Origin of the sequence: Arthrobacter sp. AK01 (genome assembly GCF_021109375.1) — a bacterium.
Classification (GTDB): Bacteria; Actinomycetota; Actinomycetes; order Actinomycetales; family Micrococcaceae; genus Arthrobacter.
On record NZ_JAJOHP010000003.1, the window covers coordinates 60430 to 82620 of the forward strand.

General features: G+C 63.9%; 22 protein-coding genes, 1 tRNA gene and 1 riboswitch. Of the genes, 11 read left to right on the forward strand and 12 right to left on the reverse strand.

The genetic code is table 11. From position 1 onward, the window contains the following. Window positions 1-46: 46 nt before the first annotated feature. From LN996_RS01805 to LN996_RS01820, 5 genes are all read right to left on the reverse strand, one after another. Window positions 47-1204 carry a N(5)-(carboxyethyl)ornithine synthase gene (locus LN996_RS01805; protein ID WP_231338488.1) on the reverse strand — a complete coding sequence of 386 codons (1158 nt, stop codon included), beginning with the start codon at window positions 1202-1204 and terminating at the stop codon, window positions 47-49. Then, entirely contained in the window at window positions 1201-1335 is a 135-nt protein-coding gene (locus LN996_RS23600) for a hypothetical protein (RefSeq protein WP_011776304.1), read from the reverse strand. The genes LN996_RS01805 and LN996_RS23600 overlap by 4 nt, the downstream gene beginning before the upstream one ends. 106 nt (window positions 1336-1441) lie before the next feature. Beyond that, window positions 1442-1903, reverse strand: a complete 462-nt coding sequence (locus LN996_RS01810) for a nuclear transport factor 2 family protein (RefSeq protein ID WP_231338489.1) — start codon at window positions 1901-1903, stop codon at window positions 1442-1444. A 158-nt stretch (window positions 1904-2061) separates the two neighbouring features. Beyond that, a tRNA-Gly gene (locus LN996_RS01815) sits at window positions 2062-2132 on the reverse strand. 79 nt (window positions 2133-2211) lie between these two features. After that, complete coding sequence (locus tag LN996_RS01820) at window positions 2212-3666, reverse strand: D-alanyl-D-alanine carboxypeptidase family protein (protein ID WP_231338490.1); 1455 nt, start codon at window positions 3664-3666, stop codon at window positions 2212-2214. A gap of 262 nt (window positions 3667-3928) precedes the next feature. On the opposite strand from LN996_RS01820, the gene LN996_RS01825 reads away from it, so the two are divergent. Further along, window positions 3929-4372 (forward strand): hypothetical protein, encoded by a 444-nt coding sequence (locus tag LN996_RS01825; RefSeq protein WP_231338491.1) that lies wholly within the window; start codon window positions 3929-3931, stop codon window positions 4370-4372. Between the two features lie 4 nt (window positions 4373-4376). Here the strand turns inward: LN996_RS01825 and LN996_RS01830 are convergent, their stop codons facing one another. Then, entirely contained in the window at window positions 4377-6326 is a 1950-nt protein-coding gene (locus LN996_RS01830; RefSeq protein WP_231338492.1) for a CAP domain-containing protein, read from the reverse strand. 140 nt (window positions 6327-6466) lie between these two features. Between LN996_RS01830 and dcd the strand changes: the two genes are divergently transcribed. Then, window positions 6467-7042: a dCTP deaminase gene (gene dcd / locus LN996_RS01835; protein WP_011776299.1), complete on the forward strand. Its 576-nt coding sequence runs from the start codon at window positions 6467-6469 to the stop codon at window positions 7040-7042. An 82-nt stretch (window positions 7043-7124) separates the two neighbouring features. On the opposite strand, the gene LN996_RS01840 is transcribed toward dcd, so the two are convergent. From LN996_RS01840 to LN996_RS01850, 3 genes are all read right to left on the reverse strand, one after another. Next, window positions 7125-8324, reverse strand: a complete 1200-nt coding sequence (locus LN996_RS01840) for a cation:proton antiporter (RefSeq protein WP_231338493.1) — start codon at window positions 8322-8324, stop codon at window positions 7125-7127. 5 nt (window positions 8325-8329) lie between these two features. Then, complete coding sequence (locus tag LN996_RS01845; RefSeq protein WP_089596429.1) at window positions 8330-8812, reverse strand: cation:proton antiporter regulatory subunit; 483 nt, start codon at window positions 8810-8812, stop codon at window positions 8330-8332. Between the two features lie 66 nt (window positions 8813-8878). After that, window positions 8879-10282: an MFS transporter gene (locus LN996_RS01850; protein ID WP_231338494.1), complete on the reverse strand. Its 1404-nt coding sequence runs from the start codon at window positions 10280-10282 to the stop codon at window positions 8879-8881. Between the two features lie 203 nt (window positions 10283-10485). On the opposite strand from LN996_RS01850, the gene LN996_RS01855 reads away from it, so the two are divergent. Genes LN996_RS01855 through mnhG form a run of 6 tightly spaced genes read left to right on the forward strand, consistent with a single transcriptional unit; the run spans window position 10486 to window position 16800 of the window. After that, a complete protein-coding gene (locus LN996_RS01855) occupies window positions 10486-13503 on the forward strand; it encodes a Na+/H+ antiporter subunit A (RefSeq protein WP_231338495.1) in 3018 nt (1005 codons plus the stop codon). After that, window positions 13500-14000, forward strand: coding sequence for a Na(+)/H(+) antiporter subunit C (locus LN996_RS01860; RefSeq protein WP_231338496.1), 501 nt, complete (start codon window positions 13500-13502; stop codon window positions 13998-14000). Before LN996_RS01855 ends, LN996_RS01860 begins: the two co-directional genes overlap by 4 nt. Further along, the gene (locus tag LN996_RS01865) at window positions 13997-15580 is read left to right on the forward strand and encodes a Na+/H+ antiporter subunit D (protein WP_231338497.1); all 1584 of its coding nucleotides are present in this window, start codon (window positions 13997-13999) and stop codon (window positions 15578-15580) included. The genes LN996_RS01860 and LN996_RS01865 overlap by 4 nt, the downstream gene beginning before the upstream one ends. Further along, window positions 15577-16143, forward strand: a complete 567-nt coding sequence (locus LN996_RS01870) for a Na+/H+ antiporter subunit E (RefSeq protein WP_231338498.1) — start codon at window positions 15577-15579, stop codon at window positions 16141-16143. Before LN996_RS01865 ends, LN996_RS01870 begins: the two co-directional genes overlap by 4 nt. Further along, the gene (locus tag LN996_RS01875; RefSeq protein ID WP_159708190.1) at window positions 16140-16418 is read left to right on the forward strand and encodes a monovalent cation/H+ antiporter complex subunit F; all 279 of its coding nucleotides are present in this window, start codon (window positions 16140-16142) and stop codon (window positions 16416-16418) included. The genes LN996_RS01870 and LN996_RS01875 overlap by 4 nt, the downstream gene beginning before the upstream one ends. Next, the gene (gene mnhG / locus LN996_RS01880; RefSeq protein ID WP_231338499.1) at window positions 16408-16800 is read left to right on the forward strand and encodes a monovalent cation/H(+) antiporter subunit G; all 393 of its coding nucleotides are present in this window, start codon (window positions 16408-16410) and stop codon (window positions 16798-16800) included. Before LN996_RS01875 ends, mnhG begins: the two co-directional genes overlap by 11 nt. A 254-nt stretch (window positions 16801-17054) precedes the next feature. Here mnhG and LN996_RS01885 read toward each other — a convergent pair whose 3' ends face one another. Together LN996_RS01885 and LN996_RS01890 are read right to left on the reverse strand one after the other, a co-directional pair. Next, window positions 17055-17315 (reverse strand): DUF4235 domain-containing protein, encoded by a 261-nt coding sequence (locus tag LN996_RS01885; RefSeq protein WP_231338500.1) that lies wholly within the window; start codon window positions 17313-17315, stop codon window positions 17055-17057. Window positions 17316-17351: 36 nt separating this feature from the next. Further along, the gene (locus LN996_RS01890) at window positions 17352-18044 is read right to left on the reverse strand and encodes an NUDIX hydrolase (protein ID WP_231338501.1); all 693 of its coding nucleotides are present in this window, start codon (window positions 18042-18044) and stop codon (window positions 17352-17354) included. A gap of 233 nt (window positions 18045-18277) precedes the next feature. Beyond that, a riboswitch (TPP riboswitch) is annotated at window positions 18278-18414 on the forward strand. A gap of 76 nt (window positions 18415-18490) precedes the next feature. Here LN996_RS01890 and LN996_RS01895 point away from each other — a divergent pair. Genes LN996_RS01895 through LN996_RS01905 form a run of 3 tightly spaced genes read left to right on the forward strand, consistent with a single transcriptional unit; the run spans window position 18491 to window position 21494 of the window. Beyond that, complete coding sequence (locus tag LN996_RS01895; RefSeq protein WP_231338502.1) at window positions 18491-19111, forward strand: ECF transporter S component; 621 nt, start codon at window positions 18491-18493, stop codon at window positions 19109-19111. Next, entirely contained in the window at window positions 19111-20703 is a 1593-nt protein-coding gene (locus tag LN996_RS01900; RefSeq protein WP_231338503.1) for an ABC transporter ATP-binding protein, read from the forward strand. The genes LN996_RS01895 and LN996_RS01900 overlap by 1 nt, the downstream gene beginning before the upstream one ends. Beyond that, entirely contained in the window at window positions 20700-21494 is a 795-nt protein-coding gene (locus tag LN996_RS01905) for an energy-coupling factor transporter transmembrane protein EcfT (protein WP_231338504.1), read from the forward strand. Before LN996_RS01900 ends, LN996_RS01905 begins: the two co-directional genes overlap by 4 nt. An 86-nt stretch (window positions 21495-21580) precedes the next feature. On the opposite strand, the gene LN996_RS01910 is transcribed toward LN996_RS01905, so the two are convergent. Continuing rightward, entirely contained in the window at window positions 21581-22180 is a 600-nt protein-coding gene (locus tag LN996_RS01910; protein WP_231338505.1) for a GNAT family N-acetyltransferase, read from the reverse strand. Between the last annotated feature and the right edge of the window lie 11 nt (window positions 22181-22191).

Here is a 22191-nt window from a genome sequence, read left to right on the forward strand (position 1 = left end):
CACCGCGGGCGCTGCAATGTGCGGTTGGTTAGGCCGATGGCGTCCGTTAAACGGTAGCCAGGTGCGGGTACTCCGCTGAGCGGCCTTGGAATTCCAGGACGTCCGGGTTTCGGATGACGCCGTCGCGTATTTCGATGGCGCGGGATACGGTCTCGTTGGCATCCCACGCGGCCGGTCCTGCCACCACGGTGTCCAGGAACGGAAGCAGGGCTTCGCTGATCTCCCAGCTGGCTGAATTCCACAGGTATGACGGGCTGTGGTCCACGGCGTAGTAGTTGACGTGCCCGCCCACACGGAACATCGGCTCGTCGAACGTGGTGGTCCGGGCCCAGCTGAACCCCATTCCTTCGTCACAGGAAACGTCCACGATCAGGCTGTCCGGCTTGAACTCAGCCAAGTCCTCGGTCCGCAGGTACGTCAGCGGAGCGTTCGGGTCTTGCAGGGTGCAATTGACCACGATGTCTGCCGCCGCGAGGAACGGCGCCAGCGGCTTGCGCCCGTTGTTCGTGATGACTTCGCTAAGGAACGGCGCTTTGCTGTCATGGTCGAACTGCACGATCCGTACCGAATGGATCGGAGACCCGACTGCTGCCACACCCCGGTTGGTCAGGACCTGGACGTCATGGACGCCATGCGCGTTCAAGGCCGTGACGGCACCGCGGGCAGTTGCCCCGAAACCAATCACCACAGCGCTCAGGCGGCGGCCGTAATCGCCGGTGGAACCAGTCAACGCCAAGGCGTGCAGCACGGAGCAGTACCCCGCGAGCTCATTGTTCTTGTGGAAAACGTGCAGGCCGAATCCACCATCACCGGCCCAGTGGTTCATGGCCTCGAAGGCGATGAGCGTGAGCTTCTTGTCGATGGCCAACTGGGTGATGGCCCGGTCCTGGACGCAGTGCGGCCAGCCCCACAGTGTTTGGCCGTCACGGAGCTCGGCAAGATCCTGGGCCTGCGGCTTGGGCAGCAGAATGACGTCGTTGGTGGCAATCAACTCCTGGCGCGTGCCAAGCCCGCCCACCAACGATTCGAGCTTGCTGTCCGGAACACCGAAGCGTTCGCCGTAGCCGAACTCAAAATGTAGTTGCTGGCGCACGTCCGGAGCGATCCGCTCCAAGTGTTGCGGGTGGATCGGCAGACGCCGCTCGTTGGGTTTCAGCGAGGTAGCAAGGACGCCTATGCTCAGCTGGCCAGTTGGCGCGGTCACTTCTTGTTGCCGGTAGAGGGCTTTGCGGCCTCGGTGGCGGAGGACTCGGAAGCCCGCTTATCCGCTCGCTTTTCCTTGATGGACTTACTGGATTTCTTCGATGCGGTTTGGCGCGGTGATTTGTCGCCCATGATGGCTCCCTTAGAGCGGAGCCGAAATGGCTCCTGACTCCTGACGATACACCTCGCAACGAGGCGCAGTGGCCTTGATCACTGCGCCGGGGTCAGCGGGCCGGCTTCATTTCGCAGGCTCTTCCGCCGGACGTCCATGCGTCACCCGGTGAGTCACGCGATCGGCAGTGTCGTCCACCGTCACAACCTTCTCCACCGGCTCCAAGTAGAAACGGGCGCTGCTGATGATGCCCTCGCCCACGCCGAAGATGATGACGCCGGTCATCTCGTGCGGGGTGCCGTCGCGCCAGGCGCCCTTCAAGTGCAGTTCGGTCCAGATCGTGCCGCCGCTGACGCTGTGCGAGAGAAGATGCGCTTTGATGTCCGGAACGCCTGTGAACAGTTGTTCCCAGTTGCTGCGGATGGTGTCCCGGCCAGTGAATCCCCGGGTGGGGTGCGCCGGTGTTTCATTGACGTAGCCGGGCGCGAAGCACGCCGCCAGGCTTTCCAGATCGTGTTTGTTCGTGGCTTCCAGCAGGCGGTTGATGACGGCGAGTGGACCCGCCTCACCATCGTCGGTGAGAGTCATTGGAGGACCTCCCGGATAGGTGGATGTACGTACGAGTGTAGGCTCGGGAAGCCTCCCGGTCGACGGGTGCGCGGCCCTGTTTGGCGAGTACCGCCGTCGGACGTTTCATGCCTTGGACGCAAAGAAACCCCGGATCCTTGGATCCGGGGTTTTCCTTGAGCGGGCGACGGGAATCGAACCCGCGTATCGAGCTTGGGAAGCTAGCGCTCTACCATTGAGCTACGCCCGCGCTGCCCGGGAAAATTCGCCCCGAGCGAGTCCTAGCTTAGCGCAGTTGCGGGGGTGCTCATGACAGGCGCGTCGGCCACTTACTTGAACAGTTGCAGGCTGTTCCAGCCGGAGCCCACCTGACGGTACGTTGTCCACTGACCGCGGCCCAGGCCGTAGTTATAGAGGTTGCCATCGGCTGTCTGTGCCGTGATGCCGCAGGTACCGGCCCCCATCAGACCAAAGCTCGGGGCCAGGACACGCATGTACTGCCAGCCAGTGCCAACGGTGGTGGCCGGTCCGTAGAAGCCGGCCCAACCGTCGCCGCGGTAGTTGATGAGCGAGCCGGAGCCCGTCCTCGCAAGGATGTCGTTGGCGCCGTCGCCTTCCCAGTCGGCGATGGTGAGCTCCATGCCGTTCCAGCCCTTGCCAATAATCTGGGGTGCACTGAGCGCACCACCAAAGGTGTTGGGGTAGTAGCGCAGGACACCGTCCGGGAAGTATCCGACGACGCCGGGACGGCCGTGCGCGTGCGTCCACTTACCCACGGTGATGGTCATGCGATCCCAGCCGCCGTTGCCCACCACAACCTGGTTGGCGAAACCGCCGCCCGGGAGGCCCCGGTACACGCCGAGGACGCCGTTGTTCCACTGCGCAAGGATGTCGTACACCCCATCAATGTCCCAGTCCACCACGAAACCCTGCTTCAAGCCGGACCAGCCCGAACCAATCTGGACAGCACCCGCATAGCCGCCGGCCGCCGTCGCAGGGTAGCGCAGCAGGCGGCCCGAGGCGTCGGCAGCCACCAGGTCCGCGCCGGACTTGATGCTGGCCGCGGCCGCCGTGTTGCCCGCGAAGTAATGCTCCAGGGTTGGGAAGCCGCGCCTGTTCATATCGGTGGCCAAGGCAACGCCCACATAGCGCAAGTGCCATGGCTCGTAGCTGTAGCCCGTGGTGCCCGTATAGCCGTTGGGGTAACGGACAATGAAACCGTATTTGTGGGCATTCGCGGCCACCCACTTGCCCGCTACGGTGTCGCCGAAGCAGGTGCTGAGTCCGCACGAGCCCGCGGCGTTGCCAATGTCCATGGCGAGGCCGGTCTGGTGCTCGCTGTAACCGGGACGGGCCGAGATGGTGTCGGCATAGGCCTGGCCGTAGGCATTGACGTAGCCCCAATAGACCTGGCTTTGGGTGTCATAGGAACGGTAGCCACTCACGATCGACAGGCCGCCCGTGCCGGCGTCAGCCGCGCCCTGGAACAGTCCATTGAGCCATGCGGCGGCTTCAGCCCGCATGTACTGGCCCGAGCCGCGCGCATTGATAAGGTCCGACGGCGCGTAGCCCGCCGGGTTCAGCGGTCGCGACTTGTTGACCAGGACGGAGAAGCTGGCCGGGTCCCCGATCGGGTCCACGCCCGGCAGCGGATTCACCGTTGCCGGGATAGCTGCCTTCGGGGTGGCAGCTGCATTCGCCATGGGCGCTGCAGCTGCAGCGGGCACCGCAGCGACGACGCCGCCAGCCACCGCCATGGCGAGGAAAAGAGCGCGCGCCGCCATCCGCCGTCGTGCTTTCCCTGCAAAAGTTTGGTGTTCCAGAACCCGCATAACGCCCCCAACTCGGTTTTTGCCAGCCTCGGGAACTCTACCCCGCGGGCAGAACTGTGTCAGCCGTAACTTTATGAAGAGCCAGATAACCATTCGGTCAAGGCTCGTGCGCGATGTGTTCCCGAACGCCCCCGCTGACTATTCTGAAGGTGTTAGCTGCAGCGTATGGGGAACCGGGCTACGACATTCGAACCGTACGCCGAAAGAGGTTTCCGTGGCATTTGCAGACTACGAAGTGGTGATAGGCAGGGACGCCATGACCGTCTACGGATTCCTCATGGACGGCATGAACAACTCCCTCTGGCGCTCCGGAATCCGCAGCATCTCATTGCGGTCCGGGATCCGTGGGCATAAGGGCGCGCTGTACCAGCAGACCATCAACGGCCCTGGCGGCCGCCCCATCGCCGCCGATTTCCAGATCACCGAAGCTCGGCCAGGCGCGGAAGTACGCTTCGCCGTCGTCGCAGGACCGGCCCGGCCCACCGGTGGTTACTACCTCAGCACCGAAGGCCAAACCACCCGCCTCCGGTTCGCCCTCGAATACCATCCCAAGGGCCTGCAGAAGCTGATGAACAGCATGATCCAGAAGACCATGGAAAGCGAAGTGGCACAGCTGGAGCAGCTGAAGACCGTAATGGAGTCGCGCTCGGTGGTGTGAGCCGTTATTGGGCGAGCTTGAAGCCGCTCCACCCGCCGCCGACAGCGACAGGCGTCGTCAGCCTTCCAGAGGTAAGGTCCCAGTACTCCAGTACGCCATTGGTGCCCAGGCCGGCGATGCCGGTGGTGCTCGCGCCCGTCACGCCCTGGAGGGAACGTAGCCCGGAATAGTCCGTCCACGCCGCACCCACTACCGGCCTGGCTTCCTGCTTCGGCGTCGCCAGCCCGCTGCCACGGTACAACCGCAGGGATCCGTTGGGCTCCACGGTCAGGAGATCCTGGAAACCATCCGCGTTGTAGTCCACCATGCTGAGCCTGGCTGCCCTGTTGCCGGTACCAATCGCGGCCTGCGAGCGGATGTACGTCATCCCTGCGTTCTTGTATAACCAAAGACCGCCGGATGCATCCATCGCGACAATCTGCGGTAGGCGGTTGTTGGCACACCAGTTGCCGACGGCGATGTTCAAGGACTGCCAGCCGTGGCCCAACACCCCAGGTGAACCGAAGCCGCCTGATTGCCTGCCCGGGTACACCAGAAGTGCCCCGTCGGTGCGTTGGGCGATGAGATCGAAGACGCCGTCGCGATCCCAATCGGAAACGAACAGCTCCTTGAGCCCGGTGAAACCGATGCCGATCTTGCGCGCTGCGCCGTACTTCGCGTTCCCCAGTGATGGGTAGGAATACACCGTTCCATCCGCCCCGATGGAGACGAGGTCAGCCGCGCTCCTGATCGAGGCGCTGCTGAGGTTGACGGTGGGCGGTTGGAATTTATCGCCTGGTTGGCAGGCTCCCACAGGATCCGTGGGAGGAGTGACCGTTCCGCCCGGCGCCGTGGTGGTTCCGGCCGGCAGGGTGGTGTAGCCAAAGAAGTTCACCACACCCCACAGCGTGTACCGGTTGGGCGTGGTCTGCCAGTTACCGTCCGTGTACGTGATGCCGATGCCCATGACGTTGAAGCGGGGATCACGCAGCAGGGCATCGTGCCCCGGGGACCCCTTCCACCACTCAACGAGCTGGGCAGCGTCACGGTCCCAGCGGACGGCAATGACTTCGCCCGCGCCGTTGTTCGGATTGAGCGCGCGCGGATCTGTCCAGAAATTCGCGCGGTGCTGGATCACCTCGCGCGTCGCTATGTTGTTGGACCACTCCTGGGCCAGGCCCGCGACTGTTGCGTGGTACTTCACCGGTGCCAGGCCGAGGGACGCACGGTAGCTGTTGATCGCGTTGAATACCGTCAGGATTGCCGCTGTGTTGCTGTCCGGGAGGAGCGCGAGGGCGCCGTTATCCGGGTTGGTGTCGCCGCTCGGGGCTTTGCCGGGGAAGGGGGTTGAGCTCGCTGTCGGGCTGGGGGCTGTGCTCGGGGTGACGGTTGGTGTTGCCGACGGCGTGGGCGTGAGGGCCGGCTCCGCTGACGGCGTGAGGGTCGGTGACGCCGTGGGCGACGGTGTCGGCGTGATGGTCGGCGACTCCGAGGGTGTGCCTGACGACGTGCCTGACGGGCGTGGTCCCACGGCGGGTGCTGACGGCGTCGGGATAGCGGACGGTGACGCAGTCTGCGAGGGCGCCGGGGCCACGGGATCGGGAACAGCCGGGTTGCTGGTGCCCGGGTCTTCCGAGGAAGGATCGTCAGGCCCCCACGACGGCCCGATATTCGGCACGGGCGGCGGCGTCTCGATGACCGGGTCCACGGCGATGGGTCTGCTCGGCGCTTCGCTTTCCGTCCCCGGTTCCAGGGCCGGCACTGAGGTGGGGTCGGACGCTTGGCCGGCCGCGGGGGCGCCCGCGGAAGGTGAGGGGTCCGGCGTCGTACTTGACTCAGGCGCGGTCAGGCCAGACTCGACGCTGGCGGATGGAGTGGTGTTGCCACCCGGACCTGCCTCCTTTGCCGGCAGGATCTGGCTGGAGGCGGCCACACAGAGGGCCAGCGCTCCGGCCAGCACAATAGAGGCCGGCACTGCCAGTTTTTTCACAATTACCCCGCGAATGCTCGTTGCCCCCAGGTACGGGCGCGGTTCTACATGTCCGGGAACTATAGTCCCACGGGGCGGCCCGGACAATGCATGGGGTGTTGGACGCATGGGGTATTTTTGATGCTGTGCTGATCTCTGACCGCGACATACGTGCCGAAATAGACTCCCAACGGATTGTTCTTGAGCCGTACGACCCCGCGATGGTGCAGCCGTCCTCCGTGGACGTCCGGATCGACCGGTTCTTCCGGCTGTTCGACAACCACAAATACGCCCACATCGACCCCGCCGAGGAACAGCCTGAGCTGACCCGGTTGGTGGAAGTGGAAGGCGACGAGCCCTTCATCCTGCACCCGGGCGAGTTCGTCCTGGGCTCCACGTACGAGACTGTCAGCCTTGCCGACGATATTGCCGCGCGTCTTGAAGGAAAATCGTCCTTGGGACGTCTCGGTTTGCTGACCCACTCCACGGCGGGTTTCATCGACCCCGGGTTCTCCGGCCACGTGACGTTGGAGCTCTCGAACGTAGCTACCCTGCCCATCAAGCTGTGGCCTGGCATGAAGATCGGCCAATTGTGCTTCTTCCGGCTGACGTCCTCGGCCGAGCACCCCTATGGTTCCGGTGAATACGGCAACCGTTACCAAGGCCAGCGCGGTCCGACGGCCAGCCGTAGCCACCAGAATTTCCACCGGACGTCCATCTAGCGCTTCTTCTGTTCGCCGAGGGGGTAGGTCTCACCCTTTTCGGTGGGCCCTTTTGGGTTGGGATGTCGCCCCTCGGCGAGGGTTAGGCTGGGGCCCGCTCAGATGTCCGCGGTGGGGCGCCGGGGGTCTTCCGGAGGGCCTTGACCACGGGTTCCACAAACCGGGCGGCCAGGGGACCAAGGATGGCCATGATGAGGACGTAGGCCGTGGCAAGCGCGGCGAGCTCGTCCGGAACAGCGCCCGAAGCAACAGCAAGGCCGGCGATGACGATGGAAAATTCACCGCGGGCAATAAGTGCAGCTCCTGCGCGGAAGCGTCCGGGCACGGCGATGCCTGCCCGCTTTGCAGCCCAGAACCCCGTGATCATCTTGGTAGCTGATGTGAGGACGGCCAGCACAAGGGCCCAGCCCAGGACGGGCGGGATGGACGTGGGGTCGGTGTTGAGACCGAAGGCCACAAAGAAGATCGCGGCGAAGAGATCCCGCAATGGCTCAAGGATCCGCGTCGCGTTGTGGGCCGTCGCGCCGGAGATGGCGATGCCCAGCATGAAGGCACCGACGGCAGCGGAAACCTGAAGGGCAGAAGCGATACCGGCCACCAGCAGGGCGAGCCCGAGCACGTTCAGCAGGAAGACCTCGGAGTTCTCGCTATGAACAGCCTGCGAAACCCGGTGGCCGTGCTTGAGGGCGATGACCAGCACCACGGTGACCACCGCAAGGGCAATTCCTACCGTCTGCAAACCGCCAAGGAAGCCAACGCCCGCCAGGATGGCCGTGAGGATCGGCAGGTAAATGGCCATGGCCAGATCTTCGAAAACAAGGATGGACAGCACCACAGGCGTTTCGCGGTTACCGATACGCCCGAGGTCGGTAATGACTTTCGCTGCGATGCCTGACGACGAGATATAAGTAACGCCACCCATGACGATGGCCCCCACAAGTCCCCAACCGAGAAGGACTGCCAACCCTGCGCCCGGGAGGAAGTTGAGGACGAAATCCATGACACCTGCCTGCCATGATCGCCGCAGGCCAGTGACCAGCTCCGACGCCGTATATTCCAATCCGAGCATAAGCAGCAGAAGAATGACGCCGATTTCGCCGGAGAGATGGGCGAACTCGTGCATCCCGTCCAACTTGACGAAGCCGCCGGCACCGAACGCCAAGCCACCCACCAGGTAAAGAGGGATGGGGGACATGCCAATTCGACCCGCCAATCGAGCCAGGAGGCCGAGGCAGAAGACGACGGCCCCCAGTTCAACGAGGGCTAGAGCGAGCGGGTCCATCCCGCTCAGCCGTTGCGAAGGATGTCGGCTGCCGAGTCAAGACCTTCCTGGGTGCCGACCGCTACGAGCAAGTCACCGGTGTGAAGTACGACGTCGGGTGCGGGCGAGGGGACTACCTCGCCTTCGCGCATGATGGCCACGATGGAGACGCCACTTCGCGTGCGGATCTGCGCCTTGCCCATGGGCTGGTTGACGAAGGGCGAATCAGGAGTGATGGAGAACTGGCGGGTGACAATGCCTGGTATCTCGCGATGCTCTTCTGCCAGGCGCATGGCAATGTGCTGCCCGCCCAGCAGGTTGCCCAGCGTCGAGGCTTCGTCGGCAGTCAAGGGAATGGACGCCTGACAGGTATCGGGGTCGTCCCACGTTGAGACGAAAAGCTCTGTTTCGCCTTCCCGCAGCTCCACTACACCGATGCGACGGCCCGAGGCCGTGACGAAGTCCTTGCGGACCCCAAGGCCCGGGAGTTCGGTCTCATCCACGTTCATAGCTCCACCCTAAACTGTCCTGAACCGGTCCGGTACGACCCTCGCACTTCAACCGGTCCTTAGTAGTTAACGCTCGGGGACCACAGCTATTTCCACTTTCGCCGGCGGCTTGACGGGCAGGATCACCAAGAGGCCTGCAAGGAGAACCACCATGATTCCGAGGATGCCCCACCGCTGGGCTTCGCCCTCGGCAACCAGGGGAGAGGCGATGGCGATGCACAGGGTGAAGAGGGTGGGAGCAAGGAAACTGACGGCCCGACCGGTTGTGGCGTACAAGCCGAAGAGTTCGCCAGCCTCGCCTTCCGGTGCGAGCCTGGCGAGGTAGGCCCGCGAGGACGATTGCGCAGGGCCTACGAACAAGCAGAGCAGCAGGCCGAAGATCCAGAACGTGTTGCTCGCGGGCCACTCATTACCGAGGAAGACATAGTCACCGTTGCCCAGCACCAGAATGAAGGTGCCTGCGATGAGGAGGCCCACCAGCGAGAGGACGATGACGGACTTGGGTCCGATCCTGTCGTCCAGGAATCCGCCGATGATTGCGCCGACAGCAGCGACCACGTTGCCGAAGATGGCGAAGAAGATGACTTCCTTGAGCTCGAATCCGAACGTACCTGCGGCGATGACACCGCCGAAAGTGAAAACAGCCGCGAGGCCGTCACGGAAGATGGCGCTGGAGAGCAGGAAGTAGATGGTGTGTGGGCTGGTCCGGTAGATGGCGCCGATACGCCGGATCAGTAACTTGTAGGAGGCCAGGAACCCCAAGGAAGCGGTGGCCTTCTTCGCCGGAACCTCAGGGACAGCGAACATTACTGGCAGGGCAAAAATGAAGAACCACAGTGCAGAGAAGACTGCCACGAGCCTGATGTTGAGGGAATCCTGTGTCGAGGCGCCAAACCAGTCGAAGGAAGGCTGGACGAACAGTTGCAGAACCAGCAGAAGGGCAACTATTCCGCCCAGGTATCCCATGGCCCAGCCAAAGCCGCTGACCTTGCCGATGTTCTTCGGTGTGGAGATCTGCGCCAGCATGGCGTTGTAGTTGACGCCGGCGAACTCAAAGAAGACATTGCCGAGCGCTATGAGGCAAACACCCAGCAACAGGAACTCGGGCTGGGGAAAGACAAAGAAGCAGAGCGCCGTGAGCACGGCCGTAGCGGCTGTATTGACCCCGAGCCACAATTTGCGCCGGCCTCCGGCGTCCGAACGCTGCCCGGTGACCGGAGCAAGCAGCGCAATGGCCAGGCCTGCGATGGCCAGGGCGGCGCCGAGTGCGGCCGAGGCGGCATCTTCTCCGCCAAATGCGTTGGAGGTGAGGTAGACCGTGAACACGAAGGTGGTCATGACCGCATTGAACGCAGCCGAGCCCCAGTCCCAGGAGGCCCACGCAAGGATCTGGCCCTTCTTGGAGGCAACAGGTCCTGAGGCGAGCTCGGACGTCGGGTGGGAGGCTTCGGGAACTGCGGCCGCGTTCATAGCTTGAATGCTATAGCGGCGGGGAGAACGGCGTGCAGATGACGGAGCGCGTTGTGTAGAAGAGGGATTGAAACGTAACCTCCAGCCCGCTTCTTTTGGCCAAAAACTGTCCGTCCCCCTTGATAAACTAGCTAAACCGAACCCAACGTATGACCGCCTGCTCCAACTTTTGACAATTCGTTCCTGACTTTGCGGAGATAACAGTGATCACAGTTCTCGCCATCACCTTTGTTGCGGCAACTGTGGCGCCCTTGATCTTCAGCAAACTGGGCAGGAACGCGTTCTACGCACTGGCAGCAGTCCCGGCGGGCGCATTCATTTGGCTCCTCTTCCAGTACGGACCCGTATATTCCGGTGGCGGCATAGAAGAAGTCCTGCCGTGGATCCCCAGCCTGAAGCTGGAGCTGGCCTTCCGCATGGATCCGTTGGCGTGGGTCATGTCCCTCCTGATCCTCGGAGTGGGCTCACTGGTGCTGGTCTATTGTGCCCGGTACTTCAAGAACACAGACGCGGACCTTGGCGGCTTCGGTGCCCAACTCCTCGCCTTTGCCGGAGCCATGTTCGGCCTGGTGACTTCCGATGACCTCATGATGCTGTTCATCTTCTGGGAACTCACCACTATCCTGTCCTACCTGCTGATCGGCTATGCCCGCACCCGTTTGGCCGCACGCCGCTCGGCGCTGCAGGCGCTGATGGTCACCACCGCCGGTGGCCTCGCGATGCTTGTTGGCCTCATCATCCTTGGCCAGGCAGCCGGGACCTACCGCATTTCGGCCATCCTGGACCAAGCCGGGACACTCATGGCAGGACCCATGCAGGGAGCGGTGACTGCCGCCGTCGTGCTTGTCCTGGCAGGTGCGGTGACCAAATCGGCGCTTGTCCCGTTCCATTTCTGGCTGCCCGGAGCGATGGCCGCTCCCACGCCGGTGAGCGCCTACCTGCATGCTGCGGCCATGGTGAAGGCCGGCATCTACATCGTCGCGCGCCTTGCGCCGGGCTTTTCCGAGTCGGACTTCTGGTTGCCGGTGGTCCTGGGACTCGGGTTGGCCACCATGCTCGTGGGCGGTTACCGCGCTCTTCGACAGACTGACATCAAGCTCATCCTTGCCTATGGAACGGTCAGCCAGCTCGGTTTCCTCACCATGGTGGTGGGCCTCGGCCGACCGGATGCCGCCCTTGCCGGGCTGGGGCTGCTGCTTGCCCACGGCTTGTTCAAGGCCGCGCTGTTCCTCGTAGTGGGCATCATTGACCACCAGTCCGGAACGCGCGATATCCGCAAGCTCTCCGGCGTCTTCCGCTCATCTCGCGCCCTTGGAGTAGTTGCAGCGATCGCCGCAGCGTCCATGGCCGGGGTGCCTCCCTTGGCTGGCTTTGTCGCCAAGGAATCAGTCTTCGAAGCGTTCGTCCACTACGGCACTGGCCATGACGCACCTGCCTGGGGCATCTGGATCCTGGTAGGCCTGGTGATCGGATCCATCCTGACCTTCGCCTATAGCGCCCGCTTCATGTGGGGCGCGTTCGCCACCAAACCCGGCGTGGAGCCCACGCCGTTCAAACCCATTAAGCCCGCTTTCCTTGCCGCGCCGGCCGTTTTGAGCGTCCTCACCATCGCTTACGGTGTGTGGCCCGCGCCGGTGGACACCTGGATCCAGCCTTACGCGGCGTTGTTCGCCGATCGTCCGGACGCCGTCGACGCCGGACACCTGGCTTTGTGGCACGGCATCACCCCGGCGTTGGGCCTGACTGCGGTGACGTTCGCGGCCGGTGCTGCGATGTTCTACGGGCGGAACCTGGTTTCGCGGGCGCAGAGCCTGGTACCCGATTGGGTGGATGGGGACCGCGCCTACCAACACACCATCGGCGCCTTGGACGACATCGCGGTCTGGGTCACGGGCCGTACGCAGCGTGGTTCGCTGTACTTCTACCTCACGGTGATCCTGACCGTTGCCTTCGCGGTGCCGCTGGCGGCATTGATCGCGGCCAACAAGCCACTGCCGGAAGGCATCTACTTCATCGACCCGAACTCCCCTTTGCAGATGGTTGCCGGGGCGGGAATTGTGGTGGGCGCCTTGGCCGCCGTACGAGCCAACAAGCGTTTCCTCGCTGTGCTCATGGTGTCCGTGACCGGCTACGGCATTGCCCTCATGTTCGCTTTGCAGGGCGCTCCGGACCTTGCGCTGACCCAGATGCTGGTGGAAACCATCGTGCTGGTGGCGTTCGTCCTCGCCATGCGCAGCCTCCCCGCTGAGCTGAGGGACAGGACAGGCGGCAGGCTCCGGGTCATCCGGGTGATCATCGGCGCGGCCTTCGGCATCACCATGATTTTCGTGGCGATTTACGCCATGGGTGCCCGCGTAGCCACGCCGATCTCACTGGACTTCCCGCGTCTGGCCTACGAAGGCGGCGGTGGCCTGAACGTGGTCAACGTGACCCTCGTGGACATCCGCGCCTGGGATACCTTCGGGGAGATTTCAGTCCTCGCGATCGCCGCCACCGGTGTCGCCAGCTTGATTTTCGTCCGCAGCCGTGGCGACCGCATCAAGACCTCAGAGGCAGTGCCGGAAGGCAGCGTGGGGCGCCGCACCGGCGTCGACCGTGACTCCCGGGACGGTGCCACGCTGGCCGTGGCCAAAAAGTTCACTGACGTCAGCCGCGACGCGTGGCTGGTGGCAGGTCGCACGCTGGCGCCCGAACGACGCTCCATCATCTTCGAAGTGGTGACAAGGCTGATCTTCCACTCGATGATCGTCTTCTCCATCTACCTGCTCCTCGCTGGCCATAACCTCCCAGGCGGTGGCTTCGCAGGCGGCCTGACCGCGGGCCTCGCCCTGACAATCCGCTACCTCGCGGGCGGTCGGTTCGAGTTGAGCGAAGCAGCGACAGTCAGTGCCGGAACCCTCTTGGGGACGGGACTTGCGACGGCGGCCGCCTCGGGCCTGGTGCCGCTCTTCCTCGGCGGACAGGTGTTCCAGAGCGCGATCATCGAGTTCTGGCTGCCGGTCTTCGGGGACGTCAAATTTGTCACCTCCACCATCTTCGACATCGGCGTATACATCGTGGTGGTGGGCCTGGCGCTCGACGTCCTCCGCAGCCTCGGTGCCGAAATCGATGAGCATTTTGAAGGCCAAGGGGCGCCCCTCGCAGAGGAAGATGCCGCCGGGCACGCCGATCTTGCCGAAGAAGCCGCTGAATCCGCTGCGTCCGGGAAAGGTACCGCATGAGCATCAACCTGACCCTGCTGATCGTCATGGGCGTCCTCTACGCCTGCGGCATCTACTTGATCCTGGAGCGTAGCCTGACCCGGGTGCTGTTGGGTTTGATGCTGTTGGCCAACGCCACCAACATCCTGATCCTGACCACCGGCGGATACGCCGGGTTGGCGCCCTTGTTCACCAAGGAAACCAGCCCGGACGCCTATAGCGATCCTCTGCCCCAAGCGCTGATCCTTACCTCGATCGTCATTTCCTTCGCAGTCACGGCCTTCATGCTGGGCATCATCTACCGGACCTGGGTCCTGGCAAGGCAAGACGAGATCCAGGACGACCTTGAGGACCGCCGCGTTGCCGAGACGCCGAGCTTCGACGCCGAGGACGACGCCATTGTGCCGTTGGAAACCTCGGAGTTCGCCGTCACCCCTGCCAATACCTCGGACCACACTCACCCCGAAGCCACCGAGACCCCCAGCAAGGCACCAAGCCAGGAAGGAGGCAGCGCGTGAATCTCGCAAACCTGTCGCCGCTAGCTGTCCTCCTACCGATTCTGGGTGCCGCGCTGGCGTTCCTGCTGATCCGGCACCACACCGCGCAGCGCGTGGTGAGCATCGGGATCCTGAGTGCAACACTTCTGCTCGAATGCCTGCTCCTGATGTCAGTGTGGGATGGCGGCACAACGTCAGTCACGCTTGGCGGCTGGCTGCCGCCGTGGGGTGTGGTCTTGGTGGTGGACCAGTTCTCCTCGCTCATGCTGGTTGTCTCCACCGTGGTAAGCCTTGCGGTGTTGATCTATGCGACCGGCCAGGGCATGGCCGACGGCGACCAGGAAGCACCTGTCTCGATCTTCCACCCGACCTACCTGATCCTGGTGGCCGGCGTGTCCAATGCCTTCCTTACAGGCGACCTCTTCAACCTTTACGTAGGCTTCGAGATCCTGCTGACGGCAAGCTACGTCCTGATGACCTTGGGTGGGACAGGACCACGCATCCGCGCCGGGGTCACCTACGTTGTGGTTTCCGTGGTGTCGTCCGTGCTGTTCCTCATTGCCATCGCCATGATCTACGGGGCCACCGGGACCATCACCATGGCCGACCTTGCCATCAAACTGGCCGAACTGGACCAAGGCACCCAAAACCTCCTGCACGTGATGCTGCTGGTGGCCTTCGGCATCAAGGCCGCTGTGTTCCCGTTGTCCTTCTGGCTCCCTGACTCCTATCCCACCGCGCCGGCTCCTGTCACTGCCGTGTTCGCCGGGTTGCTGACCAAAGTAGGTGTCTACGCCATGGTCCGCACGGAGACACTCTTGTTCCCGGGGGACACCCTGAATGTTCCGCTCATGGTGGTGGCATTACTGACCATGGTGGTGGGCATATTGGGTGCCTTGGCCCAGAGCGACATCAAACGTCTCCTGTCCTTCACCCTCGTGAGCCACATCGGATACATGGTGTTTGGCCTGGCGATGAGTTCGGTTGCCGGGTTGGGCGCTGCAGTCTTCTACGTTGCCCACCACATCACCGTGCAGACCAGCCTGTTCCTGGTCACAGGTCTCATAGAACGCAGGGGCGGAAGCTCCTCCATTGACCGCCTGGGTGGACTGGCCAAACTCTCACCGCTGCTTGCCCTGCTGTTCTTTGTTCCGGCGATGAACCTCGCGGGCATTCCACCGTTCTCGGGCTTCCTGGGAAAGCTGGGCCTCCTGCAGGCCGGCGTGGAGCTGGGAACACCCCTGGCCATCACCCTGGTGGTGGGTGGCGTGGTCACCAGCCTTCTGACGCTGCTGGCCATCGCCCGTGTCTGGAACAGGGCCTTCTGGCGCAAGCCCGAGGACGCTGAGTACCCGGATCCCGTGCTTCAGACCCCGGGCAACGTAGGGGTTCTGCCGCGGACCATGGTCGGCTCGACGGCAGGCCTTGTGGTGTTCGGCGTCGCCCTGACGGTCTTCGCCGGCCCGCTTTTCCGGGTGGCGGACGGTTCCGCGGGAATCATGCTGGACCGCTCGGCCTATATCCACTCCGTCCTGGGCGATTCCGTTGAGGTGCCGCCCCTTGCGCAACCGGATGAAGTGCAGACGGGTGGTTCCAAATGAGCCGCAAACCGATTTCGTTCCGCACCGAGCTGCCGCTGCTCATTTGGTTGGTCATCGTCTGGGGTGCGCTGTGGCGGGACTTCAGCCCTGGCAACCTCCTGTTCGGTGCCCTGATCGCCGTGTTGGTAGCCAAGCTGTTCTACCTCCCGCCCGTGGAGTTGAGCGGCCGGTTCAACATACTGCGCGCCATTCCCTTCGCGCTGATGTTCCTCGCCAAAGTGGTGGCAGCGAGCTTCCTGGTCCTGTTCCTGGCTGTGGCAAAAGGTCCCAAGGTGCGCAGCGCCGTCGTCGCTGTCCCGTTGCGGAGCCATTCGGACCTGATGGTGACGGCCACCGGGCACGTCATCTCGCTGATACCGGGCTCCCTTGTGGTGGAGGTGGACCGGTCGACATCCACGCTCTACCTGCACGCGCTCAACATCTATGAAGAAGCGGACATCGACAAAATTCGCGACGAAGTCCAAACCATCGAAGCGCGGCTCATCAGGATCATGGGCACGCGCGAAGAAGTCGAAGCATTGAAGGCCGAAATACGTCCGGGAATGGAAGGGGCAACGCGATGAAGGAAACCATTCTCGTGGTCACGGCTGTAATCCTCAGCCTGGCTGCCGCAGGTGCGATCGTCCGCATAGCCATCGGCCCGTCCTTGCTGGACCGAGTGCTGGCGTCAGACGTCCTGCTCGCAATCCTGGGTGCTGCACTCGCGATCGACATGGCGATGAACAGGCACCTCAACAACCTGATGCTGCTGGTAGCCCTGGCCGTGATTGGTTTTATCGGATCGGTGACAGTTGCCCGGTTTGTGGCGGAGCGGAGGGAACAGAACAATGAGTCCTGATCCCACCGGCGTCGATGTCGTGATCGATGGTGTGACCGCCGTGTTCCTGGTGGTGGGCGCCCTGATGTCCCTGGGTGCTGCTATCGGCTTGCTCCGTTTTCCGGACCTTATGAGCCGCATGCACGCTGCCACCAAGCCGCAGGTACTGGGTTTGTTCCTCATGCTTGCCGCCATCGGCCTGCAGATGCGCACCTGGTGGGTGTGGCCGGTCCTGCTGGTGGCATGGATCTTCCAGCTTCTGACGGCGCCCGTTTCTGCCCACATGGTGGGTCGCTCCGCCTACCGCACCAAGCACGGTCACCGCGAGATGCTCACCAAAGATGAACTCGAGGCAGTGGTTCAACGGGCGGCCGCCGGGCAAGAGCCTGGCAACGACCGCTGAACGGCTGCTCATCTGAACGACTGATAGGCAAAAAGCGCGGGGGGGGGGGGGGGGGGGGGGGCCCCGGGGGGGTTGGTGGGGGGGGGGGGGGGGAGGGGGGGGGGGTTTTGGGGGTGGGGGGGGGGGGCGCGGGCGGGCGGGCCCCACCCCCGCCCCCCCCGGTCGTCGGCGGGGACAAAAAACCCACTATCACACCCCCCCGGCGGCCGCCCCGGGGGCCCCCCCCCCCCGCTTGCATGTTGTCCGGGTGGTGCCTAGACGATGTCCTTGGATTTGGCGAAGCGGGCGATGGCACGCTGCGTCCCGCGGCTGGCGAGTACCTGGATGAGGGTGCTCACGAACGCAGAGATCAAGGCGAATGTCAGGGCCGAGCGCAGGCTCGTCTCCAAGTCATCGTTGCCTGTGGGTGGCTTGTTGCCAGTGGCCTTTTCCCACCCTTTATTGACGAGTTTGGTTCCGACGAAGCCTGCTCCGAGGCTCACTCCGGTACCCAGCAGCTTGAAGAAGAGGTTCATGTCCCCAGCCTAGCCGTAAAGGCCGGGCGGACGCTGTTACCGGCGGTTTTCCCGTTCCTTGAGGAACGCGGCCATGGAACCCACCGGGGCGAGCACCGGAACGACGGTGTGCTCCGCGGACCACACCGCTTCCACTGAGCCGAACCCTGCGATTTCCTTCAGCAGGTAATAGGTGGGCGGCATCAGTTTCAGTGTTCCGGCCGCCTCTGCCGCCAGAATTCCGTCCACTGGCATCCACAGAGACTGCCAGGCCTCAGTGGTTTGGTGCTGGGGCTCAGCCCCTGGCGCAGGCTTGGCGATGTAGAAGTAGGTGTCGAAGCGCTTGGGCATGTCCGTCGGGGTGATCCAGTTGGCCCATGGACGGAGGTCGGCGGAGTGGATGCTCAGGCCCGCCTCCTCCTGGACTTCCCGGAGTGCGGCTGTGAGGACCGTACCCGCGCTCGTGGTCGCCTGCGCAGGATTAGCGCCGATGGAGCTTTGGCGCCACTGGGCCGCGTGGTGTTGAAGCAGCTCCGCGGGGTAGTCCCAGCCGGACGTGTCCGCAGCATCCACCCGGCCTCCCGGGAACACCACCATTCCGGCAGCGAAGTCCATGGTGCTGACCCTGTGCTGGACGAAGGCTTCGAGACCGCCGGGGGCGTTGCGGAGCAGGATGACGCTGGCGGCAAGGCGAGGTTCCGGCGCCGTGGTGTCGCTTGCAGCGTGATCCTGCTTGGGTAGGTCCGTCATGAGATATGCCCCTTTGCCGCGGTCGAGTCTGCTGGATCATTCTCTCAGGTCTCGTTGTGGGGCCTGGTGTGCAGGCCAAAACCGGCGGGAGGGGTGTAGGGCGGGCCTCGCAACGCACGCCTGGAACGCGTCCGGCCCGGGGCGCGCTGATCCGATTGTGACCATAGGCGGGCAACAGGCCAGCGCCCGCCATGGACGCAGGTGTAAACTGAACCCGCCCATCAGGGCAGATTTGATAACGACAGGGGAGCGCCGCCGTCGGACCCTGCAGAGATGCAGGAGACGCGAGGGCGCTGAGAGTGCGGACAGCCGCAGACCCTCGAACCTGATCCGGTTAGTACCGGCGCAAGGGAGTCGAGCTTCTCAGAGTGTCCGGATCCGGGCGGCGCAGGCCGGCTGGAGAATCCGGGTAGCACTTTCCCCTCCTGTACCTCAGGAGGCAGAAAATGACCACGGTAAACGTGAAGAAGACCAGTTATAACTGGCGTGTTGTAGACATCGTTGTGGCGGCTCTGATCGCCATCGCCGGCGGCGTGATCTTCTGGGCCTGGTCCCAGGGCGCTGCGTTGGTATCCATTCCCCTGAACGCGACGTACCCTCCCCTCACAGGCCTGATCGCCGGTGGCTGGATGATCCCCGCGGTCCTGGGCATGCTCATTATCCGCAAGCCGGGCGCAGCGTTGTTCTGCGAAGCCGTCGCTGCCACCGGTGAGCTCATCATGGGCTCGCAGTACGGCACCACAGTGCTGATCTCCGGAGTCCTGCAGGGACTCGGCGCCGAGCTCATCTTCGCCGCTTTCCGCTACAAGAAGTTCAACCTGCCCACGGCCCTCCTCGCCGGCGCGGGCGCAGGCCTCTTCTGCGGCCTGAACGACTCCTTCCTTCCGTGGGGCTGGAACATCGCGTACGAGGCAATCGACAAGCTTGCCTACATCACCTTCACCACCATTTCCGGCGCGATCATCGCAGGCGCACTGTCCTGGGTCGCCACCCGCGGCCTGGCGAAGACCGGCGTCCTGAGCTCCTTCGCGTCGCGCAAGGCCGCTTCGGAGCCAGTCTTCAGCTGATGTCCGCGACTCAAAGCGGCACGGTCAGGCCTGCCGCCATCTCAGCCGAGGGCTGGGGGTGGCGGCATGCCGGCCGGGCCCAGCCTGCCATTGAGGGTCTGGACCTTCGGATCGAACCCGGCGAACGGGTGTTGCTGCTGGGTCCTTCGGGCGCCGGTAAGTCGACCCTCCTGCATGCCTTGGCCGGCGTGCTGGGTGATGAGGAAGACGACTCGGACGAGACCGGCTCCCTGCTGATCGACGGCGTTGCTCCCCGCGAACAGCGTGGCCGCGCCGGCCTGATGCAGCAAGACCCCGAAACCCAGGTGGTCCTCTCCCGCGTGGGTGACGACGTCGCCTTCGGCGCCGAGAACCTGGCCGTGCCGCGGGACGAGATCTGGTCCCGCGTCCATGAAGCGCTCGACGACGTCGGGCTGCGCACCGCTGCCGGCGGCGGTTTGGCCCTGGATCACCCAACGGCGGCACTCTCCGGAGGGCAGAAGCAACGGCTTGCGCTTGCGGGCATTTTGGCGATGCGACCCGGGCTGATCCTGTTGGACGAGCCGACGGCCAACTTGGATCCGGCGGGTGTGCTGGAGGTCCGTGATGCGGTGAAGCGCTGCCTCGATAAGACCGGTGCCACCCTGGTTGTGGTGGAACACCGCGTTTCTGTGTGGAAAGACCTGGTGGACAGGATCGTGGTCCTGCAGCCAGGGTGGGTGGCGGGGTCGAGCGCGGCTGCGGGCGCCGGGCAGGCCGCGGGCGGAGTCCTCTTGGACGGCCCTCCGGAGCAGGTCCTGTCCGAGGCACGCACCATGCTGATGGCGGCTGGCGTGTGGGTGCCGGGATACGTTCCGGCAACCCGGACGCGGCAGAACCGGCCCCAGACTTCCACGCTTCTCCTGGCAGCCCAGGACCTCGCAGTATCCCGGGAAAAACCGCGGCGCAAAGGCTTCAAGACCATCCCGCCTGTTCCCGTGCAAACGGGCATCAGCGCACAGGTCAGGGCTGGCCAGGCCCTGACCATCACGGGACCGAACGGTGCCGGCAAATCCACTTTCGCTCTCACGTTGGCCGGCCTTTTGGCGCCGGTGGACGGTGCGGTGAGTGCCGCCGTCGAGCTTTCCGAGGGGGCGGGTATTGACCCGTTCATGTGGAAAGCTGACCAGTTGATTTCCCGCATCGGGACGGTGTTCCAGGAACCGGAGCACCAGTTTGTCACGGGCAAGGTCCTGGACGAGCTCATGTTTGGCCCCAAGCATCTGGGCCATGGCGAGGAACGCGTGGATGAACTGCTGGAGCGGCTGAGGCTGACGCACCTTGTGGACGCCAATCCCTACACGTTGTCCGGTGGGGAAAAGCGGCGGCTTTCGGTGGCCACGGTTCTGGCGGCGCATCCGAAGGTCCTGGTGCTGGATGAGCCCACATTCGGCCAGGATGCCAACACCTGGGCTGAGCTGGCGTCATTCCTTTCGGAGTTGTTGGACGCCGGAACGGCAGTGGTCTCGGTGACCCACGACCAGGAATTCAGCGCAGTACTCGGGGGAACCGAGCTGCAGCTCGGACCGGTGGCACAGGGCAATGTTGCACATCAGGAAGCGGGTGCGGCATGAGGGACGCACTGAACATCCGCGGAAATCATGCCCTGCTGACGCGTGCAAACCCCTTGGCGAAGTTCGTATCGGTTTTCCTGATTTCCCTGGTACTGGCCCTGTCCATCGACTGGGTGTCGGCGTCCACGGCGCTGGTTGCGGAACTGGCATTGTTCCCGCTGGCCGGGCTTACCCTGCGGCTCTTGTGGCAGCGCGCTTGGCCCCTGATCATCGCGGCGGCGATCGGCGGCTGGAGCACGGCGATTGTGGCGGCGGACAGCGGCGCTGTACTGCTCGACGTCGGACTCTGGTCCATCAGCGAAGGTTCGCTGGAGCTGGGGCTGGGTTTCATGCTGCGCGGTTTGGCGATTGCCCTCCCGGCGATCCTGCTGATGACCTGCACGGATCCGACTGACCTGGCCGATGCGCTGGCGCAGAAAGCAAAGCTGCCGCACCGCTTTGTCCTGGGCTCCCTGGCAGCAATGCGGCTGGTGGGCCTGATGGCGGAGGAGTGGCAGACCATCGGCATGGCCCGCCGTGCCCGCGGCGTGGGTTCGCAGGGCAGCCCCCTCCAGCGGCTGAAGGCCACGCTGGGCCAGAGCTTCGGGCTCTTGGTCCAGGCCGTAAGGAGGGCTTCGCGGCTGGCAGTAACCATGGAAGCGCGCGGCTTCGGCGGAGGTCAGCGAACGTGGGCGCGCGAATCCACGTATTCGATGCTGGATGCCTGGGTGGTCCTTGGCGGTGTGATCATCGCAGCGGGTGCAGTGCTCACGGCTGTAGGCGCTGGAACCTGGAGTTTTGTCTGGCGCTAGCGCTTTCACGCGCTAACGAGCTGGGCACAAGCGTGGCCCCGGCCTGTTGGGGGCGCCGGCGGCACTTCGCCTTGTGTGATGGGGGACTAGGGAGCCTTCTGTTCCTGGATCTCGTCAAAGCCTGCCCGTGTCAGGAACCCCAACTGGGCCTCCTTCTCCGCAAGCTGGATGATAGGTCCCAGCTCAAAGCAGGTGGCTTCCAGACGGCGCAGGGCTTTGGCGTTGCGGGAGTCCGGCTCCACCACGATCCGGTCCTTGCCCGGCAAGGTGAACATGTACTGGATGAGGGCAGTGCCGAGCTTTGGCGTGAAGTGCGGAATGGGCCGCGTGGCCGGAGCGAGCAGCAAGTGCATGCCGATGTCGGCCTCCCGGGCGGGATAGGCCTCGCCGACGGGATCGTGCAGGGGCTCGTACGTTTGGAAGAGTGCCAACGGCTCTCCGTCAAGGACGGCAAGGAACGCGTGGTGGGTCTCCAACGAGTCAAGGAACTCGTAGATCCCCAGGACTTCCTCACGGGAGTTTTCGGTCATTCCCCAGAACTTGGCGCGGGGCTGGGTAACCCACTCGAAGATGAGGTCGATGTCCTCGCCGGGAACCAGCGGAACCAGGCGCAGCTCACCCCATCCTTCGAGGTCTTCTGAGTAGACGGTGGTACGGACGGAGTAGTCCTCGGTGGTGGTGGTCATGATTTCCTTCG